The sequence below is a fragment of the Campylobacter lari genome (assembly GCF_900638335.1).
GTDB lineage: Bacteria > Campylobacterota > Campylobacteria > Campylobacterales > Campylobacteraceae > Campylobacter_D > Campylobacter_D lari_E.
Genome location: NZ_LR134508.1, coordinates 1 through 20,827, shown reverse-complemented (window position 1 = coordinate 20,827; position 20,827 = coordinate 1). Strand labels below are relative to the sequence as shown.

Below are 20,827 nucleotides of genomic sequence, written 5' to 3'. Positions count from 1 at the left end.
TTAATGTTAGCTGATAAACTCAAACCTTTTTTAGCACGCTTTGATGAGTTAAACACTCTTCTTAGCGATGTTAATATCTCTAATGATATTTCTAAAATGACAGCTCTATCTAAAGAGCAAAAAAATTTAGAACCTATAGTAGAAAAAGCAAAAGAATATCTCAAAACCTTAGACAATATAGAAGAAAACAAACTTCTTTTATCTGATCCTGAACTAGGGGAACTTGCGAAAGAAGAACTTAAAAATCTCGAAGTTTTAAAACCGCAACTTGAAGAAGAATTAAAAATTCTTTTACTACCTAAAGACCCAAACGATGATAAAAATATTTTTTTAGAAATTCGTGCAGGTACAGGTGGCGATGAAGCTTCTTTATTTGTTGGGGACTTAGTAAAAGCTTATATACGCTATGCAGAAAATCGTGATTATAAATACGAAATCGTAAGCTCAAGTGAAGGTAGCGTAGGGGGATTTAAAGAAATTATCATTCTTATTAAAGGAAATGGAGCTTATTCGAGATTAAAATACGAAGGCGGGACGCACAGAGTTCAAAGAGTACCTGAAACAGAATCTCAAGGTAGAGTTCATACTTCAGCTATTACAGTGGCTATTATGCCTGAAGTTGATGATGTTGAAATTCAAATCAATCCAAATGATTTAAAAATCGATGTAATGCGTAGTAGCGGTCATGGTGGACAAAGCGTAAATACCACAGATAGTGCTGTAAGAATCACTCACATTCCAACAGGTATAGTTGTAGTAAATCAAGATGGTAAAAGCCAACACAAAAACAAAGAAAGCGCCATGAAAGTCTTAAAAGCAAGACTTTTTGAAATGCAAGAACAAGAACGCTTAGCTAAAGAAAGCGAGGCAAGAAAATCACAAGTTGGAAGTGGCGATAGAAGCGAACGCATACGCACTTATAATTTCCCTCAAAATAGAATTAGTGATCATAGAATAAATCTTACTTTATATAGACTTGATGCGATTTTAGAAGGTGGGCTTTTTGATGAGATCATCGAGCCATTAATCGCTTATTATCAAGCAGAAGCTTTAAAACAAGAAAATTTATAATTTCTTGTTTTAATTATTACTTGCTAACAAAATTCTATATTGTTCTTTATCTACATTCATCAAAAGAGAGGCAAGTTTAAAAGCTCTAAATTTTTCCATCACAAAAAGATCTTTGCTGTCTTTTAAAACTATAGCAACTAAATTTTTCATTACTTTATCAAGCCAAATATTTTTATATTTATCATTTGCTGAATGGTATCTTCCAATAGCATTCCAACTAAAACCATGCTTTTGTATAATCTCATGAAGCAATCTTGCTGCTGTGTCAATATTTACACTAGATTTCACAATCTCTTTTTCGGCAATTTTATAGCGTTTTAAATGAATGCTATTAATTTGCATTAAACCATAATCTCTTGTTTGGTTTTTATTTTTACCGATGATATTATGCTCATATGCAGCATTTTCTGTTAAAGCTATAGCCTTAAGCAAAGCCATAGGTATGTTATATTTTCTAGCTGCAGCTTTAAAATCCTTATCGTATTTATAAAAATTTTCAGGTATATAAGTATCACCTATAAAAATTTTTGTATCAAAGGCAAAAGTAAAATTAAAAAATACCACTAATAATAAAATCCTTTTTAACATTTTACTCCTTTATAATACTTATGCTATAGCAAATTTATAAATAAAAAATATGTGAATAAGTTAATAAATTATCTAAGAATTTCTTTGATAGTAAGTTGAGGGGTAATTAATCCTCTAAAATTATTTTTGGAAACACTCGCTATAAAATTGATATTTTCCCCAATTTCTGGTTCATAGTCAAAGTTAAAAAATAAAGCTTCTAAAGTCTTATTTCCTTGTGTTAGAATAAGCTTTATATGGTTTTCTTCCTTACCTAATCTTCTTTTATTTTTTACAAAAAGCTTATCAAATTTAAAATAAGGTCTTGGGTTTTTATGTCCAAAAGGTTCAAAAAATTCTAATATCTCTAAAAGTTCAAAATCAACTTCATTTGGGTCAATACTACCCAAAACCTCATCAGCATTGTAAAAATCATCTTTAGGGATATTTTGACAAATTTCATAAAGTTTATTTTTAAAAATACTAAATTTTTCAAGCTCGACTAAAACTCCAGCTGCGCCTTTATGCCCACCATAGCTTAAAACGAATTCTTTAGCTTGCTCTATAACATTTAAAATATCTATCCTACCCACGCTTCTAACACTAGCTTTAGCTTTTTGCTCACATTCTGAAAAAACAAAGGCAGGTTTGTTAAAATGCTTTGCTAAGCGACTTGCAACTATGCCCAAAACACCCTCATGCCAATTTTGACCATTAACAATAATTACAGGATCGTTTTCATCAACTTGCTCTAAACACTGCTTAAAAAGCTCACGTTCTTCATCTTTGCGACTATTATTATAAGTAATGATTTGCTCTAAATATCCCATAACTTCATCAATATTTTTAGAATGTAAAAATTTATAAGAAATAATCGCATCATCCATTCTACCTGCACTATTAATCAAAGGTGCAATTAAAAAGCTAATATTATCAAGTTCGAATTTATCCTTACCAAAATACTGCTTAATCGCTTTAAATGCCACTCGTTTTGAATCATTAATACACTCTATACCTTTTCTAACTAAGGCTCTATTTAAGTCTCTAAGCTCCATCATATCTGCGATAATTGCAATTGACAAAAGTTCGATGAATTTACACATATTATAATTAATCTTACATACTTCTTTTATCGCAGCAACCAAATACCAAGCCACTTGAGCTCCACAAATTTCAATATCAGGAAATTCACAATCTTGTTGTTTAGGATTAATGATCGCATAAGCTTTTGGTAAAGTAGCTGGAGGCATATGATGATCAGTGATGATTAAATCAATTCCTTTTTGCAAACAAAGCTCTGCTGCATCAAATGCTGCTATACCATTATCTACAGTAATGATTAAATCTACCCCATCAAGTTCATTGATAATTTCTTCATTTAGACCATATCCATCTTTAAAACGATTTGGAATTTTTACTATATAATCAAAACCAATATCATCAAAAAATTCAGATAAAATCACACAAGAAATCACTCCATCTACATCATAATCCCCAACAATAGCAAGCTTTTGATTTTTTTCAATCGCTTCTTTAATACGCAAAGCACCCTTATAGACATCTTTTAAACAAGATGGCATAGGCAAATCACAAAGCTTTACATGCGTATCGTTAATAAAACGCTGGTGTAAAATTTTTTTTATTTTGGCTTTATTTAGCATGATTTGTTAAAGATGCCTTAATAAAAGAAAAAATAGACGGATTAACTCTAACTAAGCGTGAAGTAAATTCAGGGTGAAACTGTACTGCTAAGAAAAATGGGTGATCTTTAAGCTCCACAGCTTCAACCAGACCTTCATTTTCCCCGCTTATAATAAGCCCATTTTTCTCAAACATTTCTTTATATTTTGGATTAGCTTCATAGCGGTGACGGTGGCGTTCTTTTATGCTTTTTTGATTATCATAAACCTTACTTAAAAGTGTATTTGGCTTGATATAACACTCATAAGCCCCAAGACGCATAGTTCCACCAAGTGGAGTTTTGCTTGTTCTAATTTGCTTTTCTCCACTTGTATCAATAAATTCATCAATCAAAAAGATGATAGGATTTTTACAATTTGGATTAAACTCATGAGAATTTGCATCTTCAAGTTTTAAAACATTGCGTGCAAATTCCACTAAAGAAAGCTGCATACCCAAACAAATTCCTAAAAATGGAATTTTATTTTCTCTTGCATATTGTATGGCTTTGATTTTTCCTTCTACCCCACGGTAGCCAAAACCACCTGCTACTAAAATCCCACTTACATCTTTAAAACTTTCTTCGACATTTGCATTTTCTAATTTTTCACTATCAATCCATTTTAAATTTACTCTCGCATCAAGTGCTGCACCTGCATGGATAATGGCTTCTGTTAAGCTTTTATAGCTTTCTTTTAAATCTACATATTTTCCTACAAAAGCAATGCTGAGTTCATTACTTGGAGCGATGACTCTTTTTACCAAAGAATCCCATTCATTCATATTTGGCTTTAAATTTTGAAGATCTAATAAACTTGCAATAGAGTTTAAAATATCTTGTTTTAAGAAATTTAGTGGAATTTGATAAATACTAGCTGCATCCACACTTTCTATAACACAGTTTTTTTCAACTCCACATGAAATTGCAATTTTGTCTTTTAACTCTCTATCTAAAGATTTTTCACTTCTGCAAATAATCATATCAGGGCTTATACCTATACGGCGTAATTCTCCCACGCTATGTTGAGTTGGTTTTGTTTTAAGCTCTCCTGCTGCTTTGATAAATGGCACTAAAGTTAAGTGAATATTAATAGCATTATATTTACCCACTTCAAGCTTTAAAGCTCTAATAGCTTCTAAAAATGGTAAGCCTTCTATATCTCCTACTGTACCACCTATTTCAACAATTAAAATATCTTTATCAACTCCAGCCTTTTTAATGCGATCTTTTATCTCATCAACTATATGAGGAATTACTTGTATGGTTTTTCCTAAGTAATCTCCTCTTCTTTCTTTTTCTATAACACTTTGATAAACTCTTCCTGTAGTAAAGTTATTATCCTGAGATAAGCTCTCATTTAAAAATCTCTCATAATGTCCTAAGTCTAAATCTGTCTCAGCTCCATCATCTGTAACAAAAACTTCCCCATGCTCTAAAGGACTCATCGTACCAGGATCTACATTGATATAAGGATCTGCTTTTAAAATACTAACTTTTAATCCTGAATTTTTTAAAATCGTAGCTATAGAAGCTGCTGCTATACCTTTTCCTAATGAGCTTAAAACACCACCGGTTACAAAAATATACTTAGTTTGTTTTAATTTCATAAAATAACCTTAATTTCTTTTTTTGAAATTATAACGAATAAAAAATTTTATTTTTATAAACATTTGTGTAAAATTCAATTATTTTTGAAGGAATTTTTCGATGAAAATCACATTATTAAACTATACTCCACTTTCTGTATGCTCTCATGCAACAAGAACATGTTGGCAAAGTTTTGATAAAGGCGATTGTGGTGGTGAAAAAGACAAAGAATTAATCGATCGAGTAGGAAATAAATTCAAACATGCTTCAACCTTAGAGCATTTAAACTATACTTTTTATATACAAGGTATTTCAAGAGCATGTTTACAAGAAGTCGCAAGACACCGCCACACTAGTCCTAGTGTAAAAAGTACAAGATATACTTTAAAAGAGCTAAGAAATGAAAGCGAATTTAAAGAAAATGACTTTGAAAATGCTAAAAGATACTTAGTATTAACCGGAAATGAAGTGGTGGATAATGCAAGTATCAAAGCTTTAGAAAATTTGCGTCTGATTTTGCAAAATAGCATTAGTTTAGACATAGCAAAATACTGCTTACCAGAAAGCTATAAAACAGAATTAACTTTAACGATTAATGCAAGGAGTTTGCAAAATTTTATTAGTTTAAGAAGCTCAAAATCAGCTCTTTGGGAAATAAGAAATTTAGCAAATGCTTTATTTGAAAACTTGCCTGAGGAACATCAATTTATTTTCAAACATTGTGTTTATCAAGAAGAAAATTCCCAAGATTGATTGGGAATTTTTACTATATTTTTTTAAGAAATTCAGTTTTTAAAACAATCACACCGAATTTATCTACCTTGGCTTCAATTTCAGTATCTTTATTTGTAAGTTTAATATTTTTTATAGTTGTACCACGTTTTAAAGTAGTGCTTGCACCTTTAACCTTTAAATCTTTCACAACACTTACACTATCACCTGCATTAAGCTCGGTTCCATTTGCATCTTTTGGCATATATTCTCCTTAAAATTTATAAGTATATCCTAAATATAAACCATAATTTGTTTGTTTAGGATCATAAAAGTTTGATGAATTAGCAGTGCTGAAATTTCTTGTATTATAATGACTTTGTTCAGCTTTAAAACCAAACTCAATTTCATTTGCTTGATTTAACTCATATAAGGCACCGATTTTTGCCCCATACGTATAACCATCAAAATCTTGAGATAAAGATAAAAAGTTTGTTTTTAAAGTCATATCCGTTCTTGCATAACCACCATATACACCTAAAACTGCTCTTATTTTTTCAAAGATTTTTGGAGTAAAATCATAACCAAATAAAAACTTATGTGTGGTAAATTCTCCATCAATTTTTAATCTTGTGGTATTAATTACATCACTAAATTCACTTGAGTAATTATAAGCACCATAAAGTCTATGATTTTCACTAAAACGATAACCAACTCTTAAACCAAAAACAGGAACATCGCCTTCTAAATCACCATTAAATATTTTATTATTTTTAGCATGTTCAAGATTAGATTTTACCTTAGTATGAAACCATCCTGCATCAATACCTAAAAACAAACCTGAATTTTCATCTGCTAAAGCTAAATTTGAAACCAAAGCAACACTTGCAATTAAGCCTAAAATCTTTACTTTCATAATCTTCCTTCATATTTTTTACAATAATACAAAATATTAGATTATTTTTCTAATAAAACTAAAGGAATTCTCCTTCTTGTATCATATTTTTCTCCATAATATTTTGTAAGATAATTAAGGATTTTTTCTTCATCTTCAGCAGGAATTTCCCATAAACCTTCCGAAGCTTGCATCCATCTAATAGCCGCAAGCCAAGCTTGCTTACTTGCACGCATATTAGTGATTAATCCTGATCCATGACACGCTAAACAATGAGCTTCTACTAAAGGTGAATTTTTATCTATAATTAATCCTGTATCAGGATTTATCTTGTATTGCGAATTTGCAAAAATAAAAGAAAATCCTATACACAAAATTAAAATAATCTTTTTTATCATATTATACTCCAAAAACATTTACTCTATGACAAGCATTATTTAAATAACCATTAGGATTCCATTGTGCTAAAACCATAGGTTGACTATTTCCTTTATTGTCAATTGCTCTTGCCCAAATTTCATAATATCCTTTAGTAGGAATTGAAATTTGCACACTCCATTTTTGCCATGCAAGACGATTTAAAGGCTTTTCAACTTTTGCTTTGGTCCAAGTTACACCATAGTCATTACTTACATAAACTTCACTAACTTCAAGTTCTCCTGCCCAAGCTTTTCCTCTTACTTCGAATTTTTTATTTACTTTAATTTTATCATTATTTTTGATATTAGTTATGATAGATTTAACAGGCATAGATTCTATTATTTTCATTTCACCTTTAGTTGTAAAATCACCAGGTTTTACAGGGTTTACAGGTATTTTGTAAGAAGTTTCCATTTTTTCACCATCATGAATTTTATTTCTCACAACAATCTTTGATAACCATTTACCACTTGCACTTGCAGGATAACCTCCACAAACCAAACGAAGCGGATAACCGTTAATCCAAGGTATATCTTTACCTTCATAAGCCCAAGCAATTAATGTTTCATCTTGCATAGCTTTTTTCATAGGTACACCTCTACTAATAGGAGAAACTTCTTCACCATTTAATTTTGTATCAATCCCATAATACCCTATATAAACAGCATCATCTTTTATGCCACAATCTTCCAAAATATCTTTTAATCTGATTCCAGTCCATCTACCACAAGCAACTGCTCCATATCCCCATTGAGTTCCTTTAGTACTAGGTATAACTTCACCTCTTCCATTTCCACCACATTCTAAAGTCAAAGCATAAGTATAATGTTTAAATTTTTTCTTTAATTCATCTAAGGTATAAGTTTTTGCATTTTTAACGCTTTCACCACCTATTTCAAGCGTCCAACCCTGTTTGATTTTTTCTTTAATCACAGAAAGTTCAGGTGGAATTCCATTATTTCTTACAAAAAAATTTTCAGCTTTAGTAAAATCAGAATCTAAGGCATAAATTTGCGTTTCCGCTGTCATAGGTCTTTCCCCATGATAAATTACATCTTTTTTTCCTTCAATTTTAAATGTATCTAATTCTTTAGCAAGAACCTTACTTCCTAAAAAGTAATTGTCTAAAGAAACATTTGCTAAGGCACTAGCTCCTAAAAGAGTAATACCTAAATTTTTTAAAAATCCTCTACGATCTTCTTGAGAATTATGTTCTAAATAATCTTGCATATATTATCCTTTAAATATAAATTTTCCAAATGAAATTCTAAAATATTTTTACACAAAATAATATAAAAATAGTCTTATTTATAATGAAGTGTTTCTAAAAGTAAAATGATTTAACTTTTGTATTTTTAAGGTTAATATAATATTGATTTTAAGATTAAATTAATCTTAAAATCATTGTGGCACTACTAAATCAGATCTACATTCTATAACAGTATGCACATTACCACGAGGGTTAAAATCACCTACTACTTTTATCCATTTTGGTTCAAGTTTTTCTTTTAAAGTATTGTAAATTTCATTGATACTTGCTTCATGTGAAACATTTCTATACATAAAGGTATTGATATAAAGTTTGATTGCTTTAAGCTCTACTACTAATTTATTTGGAATGTATTCTAAGTAAATCGTAGCAAAATCAGGATATCCACTACGCGGACAACAACACATAAATTCAGGCAAAGTGATTTTAATCACATAATCATTTTTAGCATCATTTGGCCAAACTTCCATATTTTCTACACTAAATTCTTTGATTTCTTTTTCACCATATCGCATTTATAATCCTTAGTTTGTTTTTAAAAAATTATAATACCACAATATTTTATATTTTATTTTGACAAAATTTAAAAAGCTTATTTTGAAGTAAAAGTAATTTTTCACTTTCATTACTAAGGATTTTTATACACAAACCCTCATAAAAAAGTTGATTTATATCATCAAATGAAGCTTTTAATTCTTCATAAAACTCATCATATCCAAAAAGATAAATACTCAAATAATGCGTATGATTTGCAAAAAAATTTAATTCATTTTCTTTCATATAAGAAGGATTGATTTTAATTTTATCATTTAAAATTAAAGTATCATTTCTATAAATTTGAGTTAAACTCTCATAATTTTTAAAGGCAAATTTTTCATCCATAGCCACTCTACCAAAAATGACAAAATCAACATAAACTAATCTTGAAAAAGAAGCTAGATTGATCTTTGTATTTTGTATAAAATTTGCATTTTCTTGAAGCAAAAGTGGCTTTGGTATATAAAAAAAGATTGCATTTTCTTCAAGAGTAAAATCAATATTTTTACTTGCAAAAGAATCTTTAGTATCATATACCTTTTCATAACTTTGTGTGAGTATAGCGGTGTTTGTACTTTTCTTACATATGATTTCAAAACTTAAATGATCCTCTTTGAAAATTCCAGCACTAGAGTTTAAAACATATATACTAGTTAATTTTTTATCATAAAAATTCCTCATAAGCTTAAAAGGAGGTGTGAAAAAAGAATTTTTTATGATAGTTTTTTCATTGATAGTATCTAATGTAAGTTTAAAAACACTCTTTTGAGCAAACAAATCAATCCTTTAAAAGTGTGTATTTTTTAATCCAAGCAGTGATTTCATCTAAACCTTCTTTAGTTTGAAGATTACTCATGATAAAAGGTCTATCTCCACGCATTTTTAAAGTATCTTCTTGCATAATTTTTAAAGAAGCATTCACATAAGGAGCTAAGTCTATTTTATTGATAATCATTAAATCAGACCTACAAATAGCAGGACCACCTTTGCGTGGAATTTTTTCTCCTTGGGCAACATCTATAACAAAGATAAAAAAATCCACAAGTTCAGGTGAAAAAGTCATCGATAAATTATCTCCGCCACTTTCTATAAAAATAAGATCTAAATCGCTAAATCGTTCTTGTAAAAGTTCAACGGCTTCAAGATTACAAGAAGCATCTTCTCTAATAGCTGTATGAGGACAACCTCCAGTTTGTACTCCTATGATCCTTTCTTTTTCAAGAACACCTTGTTTGATTAAAAAATTTGCATCTTCATTTGTATAAATATCATTTGTAATCACAGCCAAAGAAAGTTCATCTTTTAAAGCTTGGCATAAATTTAATACTAAAGCTGTTTTACCACTACCTACAGGACCACCTATGCCTATTTTAACCATTATAACCCTTTTAAGAAATATAAATTTTAAATGCTAAATTTTGGTGTTTTATACCCAAATAATCATTTAAGATATTGTGATTTTCACACCAATCTTTTAAAGTTAAATTTTGTAATTTAGAAAGAACATTTTGAAAATCTTGCTGTAGTTGAAAAAGTAAAATCTGCCCTTCATTTTGTGATAAAGGCACGATTTTTACAAGAATATTAATAAAATTACTCATTAAAGCAAACAAAAAACTTTCATACATAAAATCAAGCTCATTATCTTTACAAAATAAAGCATACACAAAAGGATAAATAGGAGTTTGATTTTCTTTAATGTATTGATTTAATAAAGGATTTGATAATCCATAAAGACTGACATTTTTTACAAAGCGTTTAGCTAAAAAAACATAAGCTTGACTTTGTTCTTTTGCAACTATACTTGATAAAAATTTTCTTTGATAAATTAATAAATTTTCTACATCATTTGCATTTTCATAAGCTATTTTCAAAGCTAAAAGTTCAAAATACAAAATATTAGAATAAAGCTGAGTTTTTAAAACTTTTTTAGCATCTTCTATATTTTTTATATAAGCAAAATTCACATAAGATTCTAAACCAAAAGAATGTGAAAAAGCTCCTATAGGAAAAGAAGAATCACTAATTTGTAAAAGTAAAAAATTTAATTTATTCATCTTTATTCTTTAATAAGTTTAAAATTTGGATCAACTTGGATAAAACTTGGCATATCAAGCATATATTTTGGCTCTAAAATTTCCTCACATTTTTCGTATTTTATATTAAATTTTTCTAAAAACCTTATGATAGAATTTTGCTCTAAAGTAATGAGTTTATGATCTTTATAAAATAAATTTAAGTGCATATTACCCACTTGATAACTTATTAAAGCAAGGTTATATTCATTTTCTATGTGAATTTTTAAAACCTTTTCAGGTTTGATTTTTACTAAAATCAAAAAATCCTCATCATATAAACAATCATTATGATTTAAACCTTTATTATCAGGCATTTTTATAGCGACATCTAGTCCTTTTAAAGTCGTTGTTCTTAATATCTTTTTAAAAGTATCAAACCAACTAAGCTCTAAAAAATCGCATTCTTTGTTTAAATCATAATGCGTTATTTTATTTTGAAGTAAAATCATTAAATCATAAAATATTTTCTAGCTAAAGCTAAAGAATCAACACTCTTAGAGCTAATAAGCTCACCATTTATTTTTACTTCATAAGTTTGTGGATTTACTTCTATATCTTGAACTTTATCATTAAATTTCAAGTCTTTTTTAGTAATATTTCTACAATTTTTTACTGCAACACATTTTCTTTTTAAGCTTAATTTTTCAGGTATATTAGCCTCTAAAGAAGCTTTAGAAACAAAATGTAAAGCATTTTCATTTAAATTTGCTCCAAACATTTTTTCATAGATAATAGGCTCAGGCGTTGGGATAGAAGCATTAGCATCGCCTATTTTTGCACCTACTATCAAGCCACCTTTTAAAATAAGCTTTGGTTTTACTCCAAAAAATTTAGGTTGCCAAAGCACTAAATCAGCAAATTTTCCTACTTCAATAGAACCAACATAACTATCAATCCCATGTGCGATGGCAGGATTTATAGTGTATTTTGCTATATAGCGTTTAATACGAAAATTATCATCTAAATCATTATCTTCTTTCAAAGCACCAAATTCTTTTTTACATTTATCAGCACTTTGCCATGTTCTTAAAATCACTTCACCTACGCGTCCCATAGCTTGAGAATCACTACTCATAATGCTAAAAACACCCATATCATGAAGTTTATCTTCTGCTGCTATAGTTTCAGGACGAATTCTACTATCTGCAAATTCAACATCTTCTTTGATTTTATTATCTAAATGATGACAAACCATAAGCATATCTAAATGCTCATCAATGGTATTTTTAGTAAAAGGCATAGTAGGATTAGTACTTGCAGGTAAAACATTTTCAAAACCTGCCATTTTAATAATATCAGGAGCATGGCCACCACCTGCACCTTCAGTATGAAAAGTATGGATAACTCTACCATTAATAGCTTTAATTGTATCTTCTACAAAACCTGCTTCATTTAAAGTATCTGTATGGATAGCTACTTGTATATCCATTTCATCAGCTATATTTAAACTAGTATCAATCACACTAGAAGTAGCACCCCAATCTTCATGAATTTTTAAGCCACATGCACCAGCTATAATTTGCTCTTTCAAAGCATTTTTATTGCTTGAATTTCCTTTACCTAAAAAACCAAAATTCATAGGGTAATTTTGCGTAGCTTTTAACATAGAATGTATATGATAAGCCCCACTTGTGCAAGTTGTAGCATTTGTTCCCTCACTTGGTCCTATACCACCTCCTATCATAGTAGTAACACCACTATATAAGGCACATTCAATTTGAGTTGGGGAAATAAAATGTATATGAGTATCAATACCACCTGCAGTTACTATTAAACCCTCTGCACCAATAATATCTGTACTTGTACCTATAACTAAACTAGGATCAACTCCATCTTGTATATCAGGATTACCTGCTTTTCCTATACCTACTATATAGCCATTTTTTATCCCAATATCTGCTTTATAAATACCGGTATAATCAACAATCAAAGCATTAGTTAAAACTAAATCCGGAAAGTCTCCCTCACTCACACTTTGAGCCATACCATCTCTGATATTTTTACCACCACCAAATTTAACTTCTTCACCATATAAAGTATAATCTTTTTCTACTCTTAAAATTAAATCTGTATCTGCTAATCTTACTCTATCATTAGTTGTTGGACCATACATATTCACATAGTCTTTTTTGCTAATCTTAATCAAAGAAATCCTTTCTCTTTTGCTTTTGATAAAGCTTTAGTTTTATTTTCATCATTGATAAAATCATCACAAAGATTATTAAAACCTAAAACCTTTTTTAAACCACCAAATTCTATTAAACTTACTGTTTTTTCTTCACCTGGTTCAAATCTCACACTTGTTCCTGAAGCGATATTTAACCTTTTACCATAAGCTTTTTCTCTATCAAAAGACAAAAAGCGATTAACCTCAAAGAAATGAAAATGTGAACCAACTTGTATAGGACGATCACCTTTATTGCTTACTTTGATTTCTATAGAAGTTTTATTTTCATTCAGCACAATAAATTCTGATGATAAAAATATCTCTCCAGCTTTTATTTTATCATCATTTGCTATAGGTTCGTGTATAGTAACTAATTTTGTACCATCTTCAAAAGGAAGTTCTATTTGAATTTCATCAAGCATACTTGCAACACCATCTATCACATCTTCACTTGTAAGTAAAGTTTTTCCTATGCTCATCAATTCACTTACACTTAAATTTTTTCTTGCAAGTTCCATTAATTCATAACATATATAAGCTAAAGCTTCATTGTAATTTAATTTTATTTTTTGCTCTTTTCTATCTTTAGCGATTTTCCCTGCATAATGAAGCATTAATCGTTGCAATTGCTGCTGAGTAAAATGCATTTTAATCCTTATAATTTTTTAGATATTATATAACTATTTACTTGCTTTTAGGCAAAAAAATCTATTGCATTTTTTAATTCAGTTTCATAGTCTTTTTGAATTTCTATAAAAGGAAGATTTAAATTTTCACATTGAGTTTTAAGTTTTTGATGATCTAAAATAAGAGTGTTTATTTCTTCTTTTTCGCTAAATAAACGCTTTTCTATAACATTTTCATTTTGATAGATTAATTCATAATTTTGTAAAATATATTCTTTTGAAAAAATGATATAAAGTATTTTAACATCAGAATGATTTTGAAATTTTTGTAGCTTTTTTGGAGTAAGATAAATTCCTTCAATAATTAAATTTTGTTTATTTTCTATACAAGTTTGAATTATACCATCTACAATAGGAAATAAAAACTCAGCTATTTTTTCATCCTCATCTACTTTAAAAGGAAAATCTTTCATTCCTTTAATCAAACCCATTTTTAGATGATCTAAACTCAAATAAGGATAAGAAAATTTTTCAAGAAGTTTTTGAGCAAGCAAGGTCTTACCTGTGTGACTTTCTCCTCCAAGTAAAAAAATCATTCTTGAAAATTAAAAATTAGCTTTCTTAAATTTTCTTTTTCATTTTCTTGTAAAAAAGAAGCATCAACAGCATTAAAACAAAGTTTTTTAATCTCATCTTCGCTTTTATATTTTAAATCAATATTATTTCTTTTAGCTAATTCAAACATCATTTTAGGCTCTAATGAGCCTTCAATATGTAAGTGTAATTCCACTTTTGGAATATTTTGTAAAAAAGTTTTCATTGATTAAATTTTTACTTCTTGTCTTATAATTTTTTTATCTCTTGTTTGAGCATTTTTTTGAATTTCTGCATGTAAATTTTTTATATCTTCAGGCCAATCCATACCTTGTTCTTGAACATTCCAATCTGGATATTTACTATTTTCAAATGCTAAATAATCTTTATTACAACATTCTTCTATAAATTTATAACTAATAGAAGCATTTTTAATTTTGTGGTATCCAAATAAGCCTTTTATATCTTTTTCAAAATTTTCTTGAAAAATCATATAAAATTCAATCTTTTTACCTTGTAATATAGTATGATATAAAAAATACCATATACCAAAACTTCTAATACTAGGACGACCTTTTATACCACCATCTTTATAAATTGATAATGTTCCTTTTATACCACCTTTATCTTGAGAACCACCTATTTTTTTAATTTCACCATCTACAACTATTAAATAAACTCTAGCTACATTTTCAGTTAAAATACTTTGTGGTAATGAATTATTATTTTCATCTTTTAAATCTTTTAAATAATTAAAATTAAGTTTTGTACTACCTTCAATAAATTCAACATCTGCAATTTTAAATGCTGTTTTAACTTGACTTATTTTCAATTTTAATCCTTTATTATTAATAATTCATGACTTTTTTTAATGTTTGTATCATCACCTCTATTAATACGATTTTTACCAACTCTTGTTTCACCCTGTCCCATAGTATATTGCCATTTTGGTTCTAAAATTTTAAAATCTTTATAAGTTTTTCTGATAAATTCACAATCATTATAACTAAGTATAAATTTTCCCTTATGATTTTTAAGGCATTGTGCCAATAAATCATGATTAAAATTATTATGATGAATAGGAAAATTTCTCATAGGATAAATTCCTTTAAACATTTTTGAATCACCTTCAAGATAATAAGGCGGATCACAATAAAAAAAATCATTTGGATATAATTTAAAAACTTCTTCAAATGAAGCACATTGAACCTCTAAATTTTTAACATTAAAATTTTTAATTTTTTCTAACATTTTTAAGTATTTATCTTTATTTTCATAATTACTTGACATCCAACCTAAAAATCCTGGACCATAACTAAGATTAAAATTAAAAAAATAATCTCTTGCTAAAGTTAAATTATCAAGTTTTAAATTATTTTCCCAATGATTTTTTAATTCTTCTTTTATTATTTTATAAGTATTTTTATCAGGACTTAATTTTAAAAGTTCTTCATATAAATTTTTATTATCATTTAAAATAATTTGCCAAAAATTAACTAATATATCAAATATATCAAATGCTTTTACTTTAATATCTAATTCTAAAGCACTTGCAATCTCTACACTTCCACCACCAATAAAAGGACTAATAAGTCTTTTTAAATCATTTGGAAAATACTCTAATATAATACCTACTGCAAGTGATTTTCCACCACCATATCTAATAGGACTTTTAACATATCTTTTAAAAGGTAAATTTTTACCTTTTAAAGATTTTAAAAAATATTCTTTTTTATTTTCATTAAAATCAAATAGATTTTTTGTCATTAAACATCCAAATGTTTAACATCTTTAGCATGAGCTTGTATATACTCACGACGTGGTTCTACATCATCACCCATGAAAAGGTTGAAAGTATCATTTGCTCTTTGAGCATCTTCTATGGTGATCTTTAACAAACGACGATTACTTGGATCCATAGTTGTTTCCCAAAGTTGTTCAGGATTCATCTCACCAAGACCTTTATAGCGTTGTATATAAGCACCTTTTTTAGCATTTTTTTCAACTTCATCTAAAATTTCTAAAATATCTTTATCAAATTTTAAATCTCTATCTTTGATTTTTTGATAAATATAATTTGCCTCTTCATATAAAGGATTAGCAAATAAATCATCATTGATAATAAGCTCTTCTAAACCATTTTCAGTTTGCACATAAACACGAATTTCATTTTCATTAATATATGAATTTAAGATATTGTGACTTTGTTTTTCTAAAAATTCTTTTATAACTTTAAATAATTCTTCATTAGAAGCTTTTATTAAATCAGGATTTTCTATCAAATATCTAATCACTGAAATCACATTAAATCTTTTTTCTAATTCTTTTAAAACACTTCTATAAGCTGCAACGATTTTTAGAAAATCTTTTAAATCATTTAATCCTATGCCCTCATAAGTAGAACTCTCTATACCTGTTTCGATTAAATAATCATTTAAAGCTTTTTCATCTTTTAGATAAATTTCTTTTTTCTGACCTTTTTTATAGCGATATAAAGGTGGTTGAGCTAAATAAATATGTCCATTTGTTACAAGATCATTCATAAAGCGGAAGAAAAATGTCAAAAGCAAAGTTTGTATGTGAGAACCATCCACATCAGCATCGGTCATGATGATGATTTTATGATATCTTAGTTTTTCTATATCAAACTCATCACCGATCCCACAACCAAAAGCTGTGATCATATTTTGAATTTGTTCACTTTTTAAAATTTTATCTAGTCTTGCTTTTTCAACATTGAGTATTTTACCTCTTAAAGGTAAAATCGCCTGGAAAGTTCTTTCTCTACCTTGTTTTGCAGAACCTCCCGCACTATCACCCTCAACCAAATAAATTTCACTTTCACTTGGATCTTTACTTTGACAATCAGCTAATTTTCCTGGCAAAGTCCCTACACTTGAACTTTCTTTTTTTCTTGTTAGCTCTCTAGCTTTTTTAGCTGCTTCTCTACCACGAGCAGCCATTAAAGCTTTATTCATGATAGCTTTTGCTTCGATAGGATTTTCTTCAAAATATTTTGTCAAATACTCAAAAGAAGCCTTAGAAACTATAGGTCTAACGTAACTTGAACCTAATTTTCCTTTAGTTTGTCCTTCAAATTGTGGCTCAGGTACTTTTACACTTACAACCGCTATCAAACCTTCTCTTACATCATCACCTGTGATTTTAGAGTCTTTTTCTCTAGCACTAGCATTTGCTTCAATATAATTACTTATAACACGAGTTAAGCCCATTCTAAAACCTGCTTCGTGCGTTCCACCATCTGGAGTTTTAATATTATTTACAAAAGAAAGTAAATTTTCACTGTAACTATCATTATAAAGCAATGCTACTTCAACATTTACATCTTCTTCATCTACATTGAAAAATATTGCCTTAGTTAAAGCTTGTTTTTTATTTAAATCTGTAACAAACTGACTTATACCACCTTCAAAATGAAAACTTTCCGCTTTTCCTACGCGGTTATCTTTAAAATTTATAGTAATTTTTGGATTTAAATATGCAAGTTCACGAAATCTTTTAGCTAAAATTTCATAATCAAAATCAGTCACTTCAAAAATTTGATCATCTGGCCAAAATTCTATAATTGTTCCTGTTTTTTTACTTTTACCTATGGTTTCAAAATTGCTTGTGACTTTACCTTCTGAAAATTCTTGGCGATAAATTTCTCCATCTCTATGTACTGTAGCAACTAATTTTTTTGATAAAGCATTTACAACGCTCACACCAACCCCGTGTAAACCACCTGAAACTTTATAAGTATCTTTATCAAATTTTCCACCTGCATGAAGTACGGTTAAAACTACAGTTAAAGTAGGGATATTTTCAGTAGGGTGAATTCCTACAGGAATTCCTCTACCATTATCACTTACTATACAAGAACCTTCTGTGGTAATTTCTACATTAATCGTATCACAAAAACCTGCCATAGCTTCATCGATAGAATTATCTACTACTTCATAAATCATATGATGAAGACCGCCTATATTGGTATCACCTATGTACATACCAGGGCGTTTTCTAACAGCTTCTAAGCCTTTTAAAACTTTAATATTTCCTGCGCCGTAATTTTGATTTTCTTGCATTTATTTTCCTTATAAAATAACTGGCATAATTACAGTCTGTAATTCTTCACTTGAAACTAAAAACGCCATATGAGGTTCATTTATGCTAAGTTTGAATGTTTCACTTTCAATAGAATTTAAAAAGTCAGTGATAAATTTATTTTTAATGCAAAGATTAAATTCTTCATCTATATTAAGTTCCATTTCAAGTTCAGTTTTTGCTTCCATATTATCTAAACTAATACCTTCAAATACAAGCTTATCTTTATGGAAATTTAATTTCATTTTTTCAGTAATTACATTGATTTTTTTCAATGCGTCCATAAATTCCTCAGTTTTAAAAATAAATTCTTTTGTGATATTTTTTGGAATTACTCTTTCATAATCAGGGAATTTATCATTGATAAGTTTTGTGAAAAACTCAAAATTATCATTTTTTGCAATCAATATATTTTCATCATAATAAATTTCAATTTTTTCAAAAAAGATTTTTTGCATTTCTAAAATAGCTTTTTTAGGAATACAAAGGTTAAATTCTTTTTCATTTGTTTTATTTAGTGTGAAAACTGCTAAGCGTTTTGTATCTGTCCCTACAAAGCTGATGTGAGTAGTTTTTATATCAAGTAAAGCACCATTTAAAGAATACTTTGGATTATTTGTATCAACTGCAGGTAAGATTTTTTTCAAAGATCTACTTAAATCACTTGAATCAATATCAAATTTATCTTTTCCTTCAGTGCTTGGGAAATTTGGAAAATCTTCATAATTAAACATAGGAAGTTTATATTTAGTTCCTTTTTGTCTAATAAAAAGGAAATTTTCTATGGTTTCTAAGACTACGTCTTCATTATTTAAACTTTTAATAATATCTAAAATACTTTTAGCATTAGCAGTTGCAAAACCTGCACTTTCAACTTTGATTTTTTTGATTTTATAATTAATACCTATTTCATAATCACTTGCTCTTATAATTAATTTATCTTCAACTACTTCAAAAAGTAAGTGAGAAGCAATATTGCTTGAGTCTTTTTTATCTACATAAGAATTAGTTAAAACTATGGCAGATTCTAAAGTGTTTTTATTAATGCTAATTTTCATTTTTACTTCCTTTGTTTTTTAAATTTATTTTATCATAATAATAAGCAATGTGAAAATGTGAAATGCTTTTTAAAAGTCTTTTTTTATAAAAATTTTACTTATAGAATAAAATTTTTCATTTTTCACTTTTATTCACAGGGTGCTTTTTATTTTTGTCAAAATTTTATTTCTTAATTCTTCTACTATGGCTTTTAAGTTTTCATTTTCACTCATTAGTTCTTGAATTTTTTTAATATTATGTGAAATGGCGGTGTGATCTTTCATATTAAAAAATCTAGCAAGTTGAGGCATAGACATAGTCGTAAGTTCTCTTGCTAAATATATCACAACCCTTCTTGCCATAACGATATTTTGTGTTTTTTTATTTGATTTTATATCATTAGGTTTAAGATTATAGCTTTTTGAAACATCAGCAAGTATATCTTCAACACTAATATTTTCTTTTGTTTCTTTAATGTGATCTTTCATAAAGCTTTTAACGATTTCTAAAGTGATTTCTTGGTTAAAAAGTCTTGCTTGAGCATTTAAATTTGTAATCATTCCTTCTATTTCTCGGATATTATCTCCCATTGAAGTAGCGATGTAGCTTATGACTTCAGGTTTGAGATAAATAGCATTAAATTCACATTTTTTCTTGATAATTGCGATTTTTGTATCAAGTTGAGGTGGAGTGATATCTGCAATGATCCCGTTTGCAAAACGACTTTTTAAGCGTTCTGTTATGCCTTTTAACATATTTGGAGGATTATCACTTGTCATGATGATTTGTCCAAATTTTTCCTTGATTTCATTAAAAGTAAAGAAAAATTCTTCTTGAATTTTGTCTGTTTTACCTAAAAACTGTACATCATCGATGAGTAAAACATCGCAATTTTTGTATTTTTCATGGAATTTACTCATAGTTTTGTTATTTAAATGCATGGTAAAATCATTGATAAAATTATCACTTGTCGCATAAATAACTTTATATCCATTATCCAAGCACACATTTCCGACAGCTTGGAGCAAGTGAGTTTTTCCAAGTCCTGTAGGGCCATAGATAAAGATAGGATTGTATAATTTTCCAAGTTTGCTTTTATCGGTAATGGCTTTGCAGGTTGCATAGGCAAATTGATTAGAATCTCCTACAACAAAACTTTCAAAAGTAAAAGAAGGGTTTAAAATAGTACTTTGAAATTTAATCTGTGAAATATCTGTAGAAAAATGTTTTTTCTCTACCTTTTGATCATTTGTGATGATTTTAACTTGAGGGTTAATTCCTGTTTTTACTTCATAAAAATAAGCTAATTTTTGTGCGTATTTTGTTTGTATAAATTTAGCCAAAAAATGATTTGGTGCGATAAATACTAAGATATTATTTTTACTTAATTTTTCACTAAATTGTAAGTGAGAAATGTAAGTATTGTATTCGTTATTGCTAATTTCAGTTTTAAACTCAAGTAAAAAATCTTTTATATTCAT

General features: G+C 28.4%; 23 protein-coding genes. 2 read left to right on the top strand and 21 right to left on the bottom strand.

What is annotated here, in order from left to right; translation table 11 throughout:
• The first annotated feature begins 3 nt into the window (after positions 1–3).
• A complete protein-coding gene (gene prfA / locus EL235_RS00115) occupies positions 4–1,071 on the top strand; it encodes a peptide chain release factor 1 (protein ID WP_126340560.1) in 1,068 nt (355 codons plus the stop codon).
• A gap of 9 nt (positions 1,072–1,080) precedes the next feature.
• Here the strand turns inward: prfA and EL235_RS00110 are convergent, their stop codons facing one another.
• The 3 genes from EL235_RS00110 to pyrG all read right to left on the bottom strand — a co-directional run bounded on the left by EL235_RS00110 (position 1,081) and on the right by pyrG (position 4,926).
• The gene (locus EL235_RS00110; RefSeq protein WP_052243220.1) at positions 1,081–1,659 is read right to left on the bottom strand and encodes a lytic transglycosylase domain-containing protein; all 579 of its coding nucleotides are present in this window, start codon (positions 1,657–1,659) and stop codon (positions 1,081–1,083) included.
• A 68-nt stretch (positions 1,660–1,727) separates the two neighbouring features.
• The gene (gene recJ / locus EL235_RS00105) at positions 1,728–3,299 is read right to left on the bottom strand and encodes a single-stranded-DNA-specific exonuclease RecJ (RefSeq protein ID WP_039625007.1); all 1,572 of its coding nucleotides are present in this window, start codon (positions 3,297–3,299) and stop codon (positions 1,728–1,730) included.
• Positions 3,289–4,926: a CTP synthase gene (pyrG, locus tag EL235_RS00100; RefSeq protein WP_126340559.1), complete on the bottom strand. Its 1,638-nt coding sequence runs from the start codon at positions 4,924–4,926 to the stop codon at positions 3,289–3,291. Before pyrG ends, recJ begins: the two co-directional genes overlap by 11 nt.
• Before the next feature lie 100 nt (positions 4,927–5,026).
• On the opposite strand from pyrG, the gene thyX reads away from it, so the two are divergent.
• Positions 5,027–5,659: an FAD-dependent thymidylate synthase gene (gene thyX / locus EL235_RS00095; protein ID WP_126340558.1), complete on the top strand. Its 633-nt coding sequence runs from the start codon at positions 5,027–5,029 to the stop codon at positions 5,657–5,659.
• 13 nt (positions 5,660–5,672) lie between these two features.
• Here the strand turns inward: thyX and EL235_RS00090 are convergent, their stop codons facing one another.
• The 18 genes from EL235_RS00090 to dnaA form a co-directional block, all read right to left on the bottom strand.
• Positions 5,673–5,882: an alkylphosphonate utilization protein gene (locus EL235_RS00090; protein WP_039617052.1), complete on the bottom strand. Its 210-nt coding sequence runs from the start codon at positions 5,880–5,882 to the stop codon at positions 5,673–5,675.
• A 9-nt stretch (positions 5,883–5,891) separates the two neighbouring features.
• Positions 5,892–6,533 (bottom strand): outer membrane beta-barrel protein, encoded by a 642-nt coding sequence (locus tag EL235_RS00085; protein WP_039625003.1) that lies wholly within the window; start codon positions 6,531–6,533, stop codon positions 5,892–5,894.
• 41 nt (positions 6,534–6,574) lie between these two features.
• Positions 6,575–6,907, bottom strand: a complete 333-nt coding sequence (sorB, locus tag EL235_RS00080; protein WP_039627290.1) for a sulfite:cytochrome c oxidoreductase monoheme cytochrome C subunit — start codon at positions 6,905–6,907, stop codon at positions 6,575–6,577.
• 4 nt (positions 6,908–6,911) lie between these two features.
• Positions 6,912–8,162, bottom strand: a complete 1,251-nt coding sequence (gene sorA / locus EL235_RS00075; RefSeq protein WP_039625002.1) for a sulfite:cytochrome c oxidoreductase molybdopterin oxidoreductase subunit — start codon at positions 8,160–8,162, stop codon at positions 6,912–6,914.
• 171 nt (positions 8,163–8,333) lie between these two features.
• The gene (gene queF, locus EL235_RS00070; protein WP_114639818.1) at positions 8,334–8,717 is read right to left on the bottom strand and encodes a preQ(1) synthase; all 384 of its coding nucleotides are present in this window, start codon (positions 8,715–8,717) and stop codon (positions 8,334–8,336) included.
• 46 nt (positions 8,718–8,763) lie between these two features.
• Entirely contained in the window at positions 8,764–9,516 is a 753-nt protein-coding gene (locus tag EL235_RS00065) for an urease accessory protein UreD (RefSeq protein WP_126340557.1), read from the bottom strand.
• A gap of 1 nt (position 9,517) precedes the next feature.
• Complete coding sequence (gene ureG / locus EL235_RS00060) at positions 9,518–10,117, bottom strand: urease accessory protein UreG (protein ID WP_126340556.1); 600 nt, start codon at positions 10,115–10,117, stop codon at positions 9,518–9,520.
• A gap of 10 nt (positions 10,118–10,127) precedes the next feature.
• On the bottom strand, positions 10,128–10,796 hold the full coding sequence (locus EL235_RS00055; RefSeq protein WP_039624996.1) for an urease accessory protein UreF: 669 nt from the start codon (positions 10,794–10,796) through the stop codon (positions 10,128–10,130).
• A gap of 2 nt (positions 10,797–10,798) precedes the next feature.
• Entirely contained in the window at positions 10,799–11,266 is a 468-nt protein-coding gene (locus EL235_RS00050; protein ID WP_039624994.1) for an urease accessory protein UreE, read from the bottom strand.
• Positions 11,266–12,963, bottom strand: a complete 1,698-nt coding sequence (gene ureC, locus EL235_RS00045; RefSeq protein WP_126340555.1) for an urease subunit alpha — start codon at positions 12,961–12,963, stop codon at positions 11,266–11,268. The genes EL235_RS00050 and ureC overlap by 1 nt, the downstream gene beginning before the upstream one ends.
• Positions 12,960–13,631 (bottom strand): urease subunit beta, encoded by a 672-nt coding sequence (gene ureB / locus EL235_RS00040; RefSeq protein WP_039617037.1) that lies wholly within the window; start codon positions 13,629–13,631, stop codon positions 12,960–12,962. The genes ureC and ureB overlap by 4 nt, the downstream gene beginning before the upstream one ends.
• A gap of 47 nt (positions 13,632–13,678) precedes the next feature.
• Positions 13,679–14,206, bottom strand: a complete 528-nt coding sequence (locus EL235_RS07935; protein ID WP_126340554.1) for an adenylate kinase — start codon at positions 14,204–14,206, stop codon at positions 13,679–13,681.
• Positions 14,203–14,430, bottom strand: coding sequence for a hypothetical protein (locus EL235_RS07930; protein WP_232017391.1), 228 nt, complete (start codon positions 14,428–14,430; stop codon positions 14,203–14,205). Before EL235_RS07930 ends, EL235_RS07935 begins: the two co-directional genes overlap by 4 nt.
• Before the next feature lie 3 nt (positions 14,431–14,433).
• On the bottom strand, positions 14,434–15,036 hold the full coding sequence (locus tag EL235_RS00025; protein ID WP_126340553.1) for a GIY-YIG nuclease family protein: 603 nt from the start codon (positions 15,034–15,036) through the stop codon (positions 14,434–14,436).
• Between the two features lie 2 nt (positions 15,037–15,038).
• Positions 15,039–15,971: a DNA adenine methylase gene (locus EL235_RS00020; RefSeq protein WP_126340552.1), complete on the bottom strand. Its 933-nt coding sequence runs from the start codon at positions 15,969–15,971 to the stop codon at positions 15,039–15,041.
• On the bottom strand, positions 15,971–18,289 hold the full coding sequence (gyrB, locus tag EL235_RS00015) for a DNA topoisomerase (ATP-hydrolyzing) subunit B (protein ID WP_039627623.1): 2,319 nt from the start codon (positions 18,287–18,289) through the stop codon (positions 15,971–15,973). The genes EL235_RS00020 and gyrB overlap by 1 nt, the downstream gene beginning before the upstream one ends.
• A gap of 9 nt (positions 18,290–18,298) precedes the next feature.
• The gene (dnaN, locus tag EL235_RS00010) at positions 18,299–19,366 is read right to left on the bottom strand and encodes a DNA polymerase III subunit beta (RefSeq protein WP_039617031.1); all 1,068 of its coding nucleotides are present in this window, start codon (positions 19,364–19,366) and stop codon (positions 18,299–18,301) included.
• A 132-nt stretch (positions 19,367–19,498) separates the two neighbouring features.
• Positions 19,499–20,827, bottom strand: coding sequence for a chromosomal replication initiator protein DnaA (gene dnaA / locus EL235_RS00005; protein ID WP_039617029.1), 1,329 nt, complete (start codon positions 20,825–20,827; stop codon positions 19,499–19,501).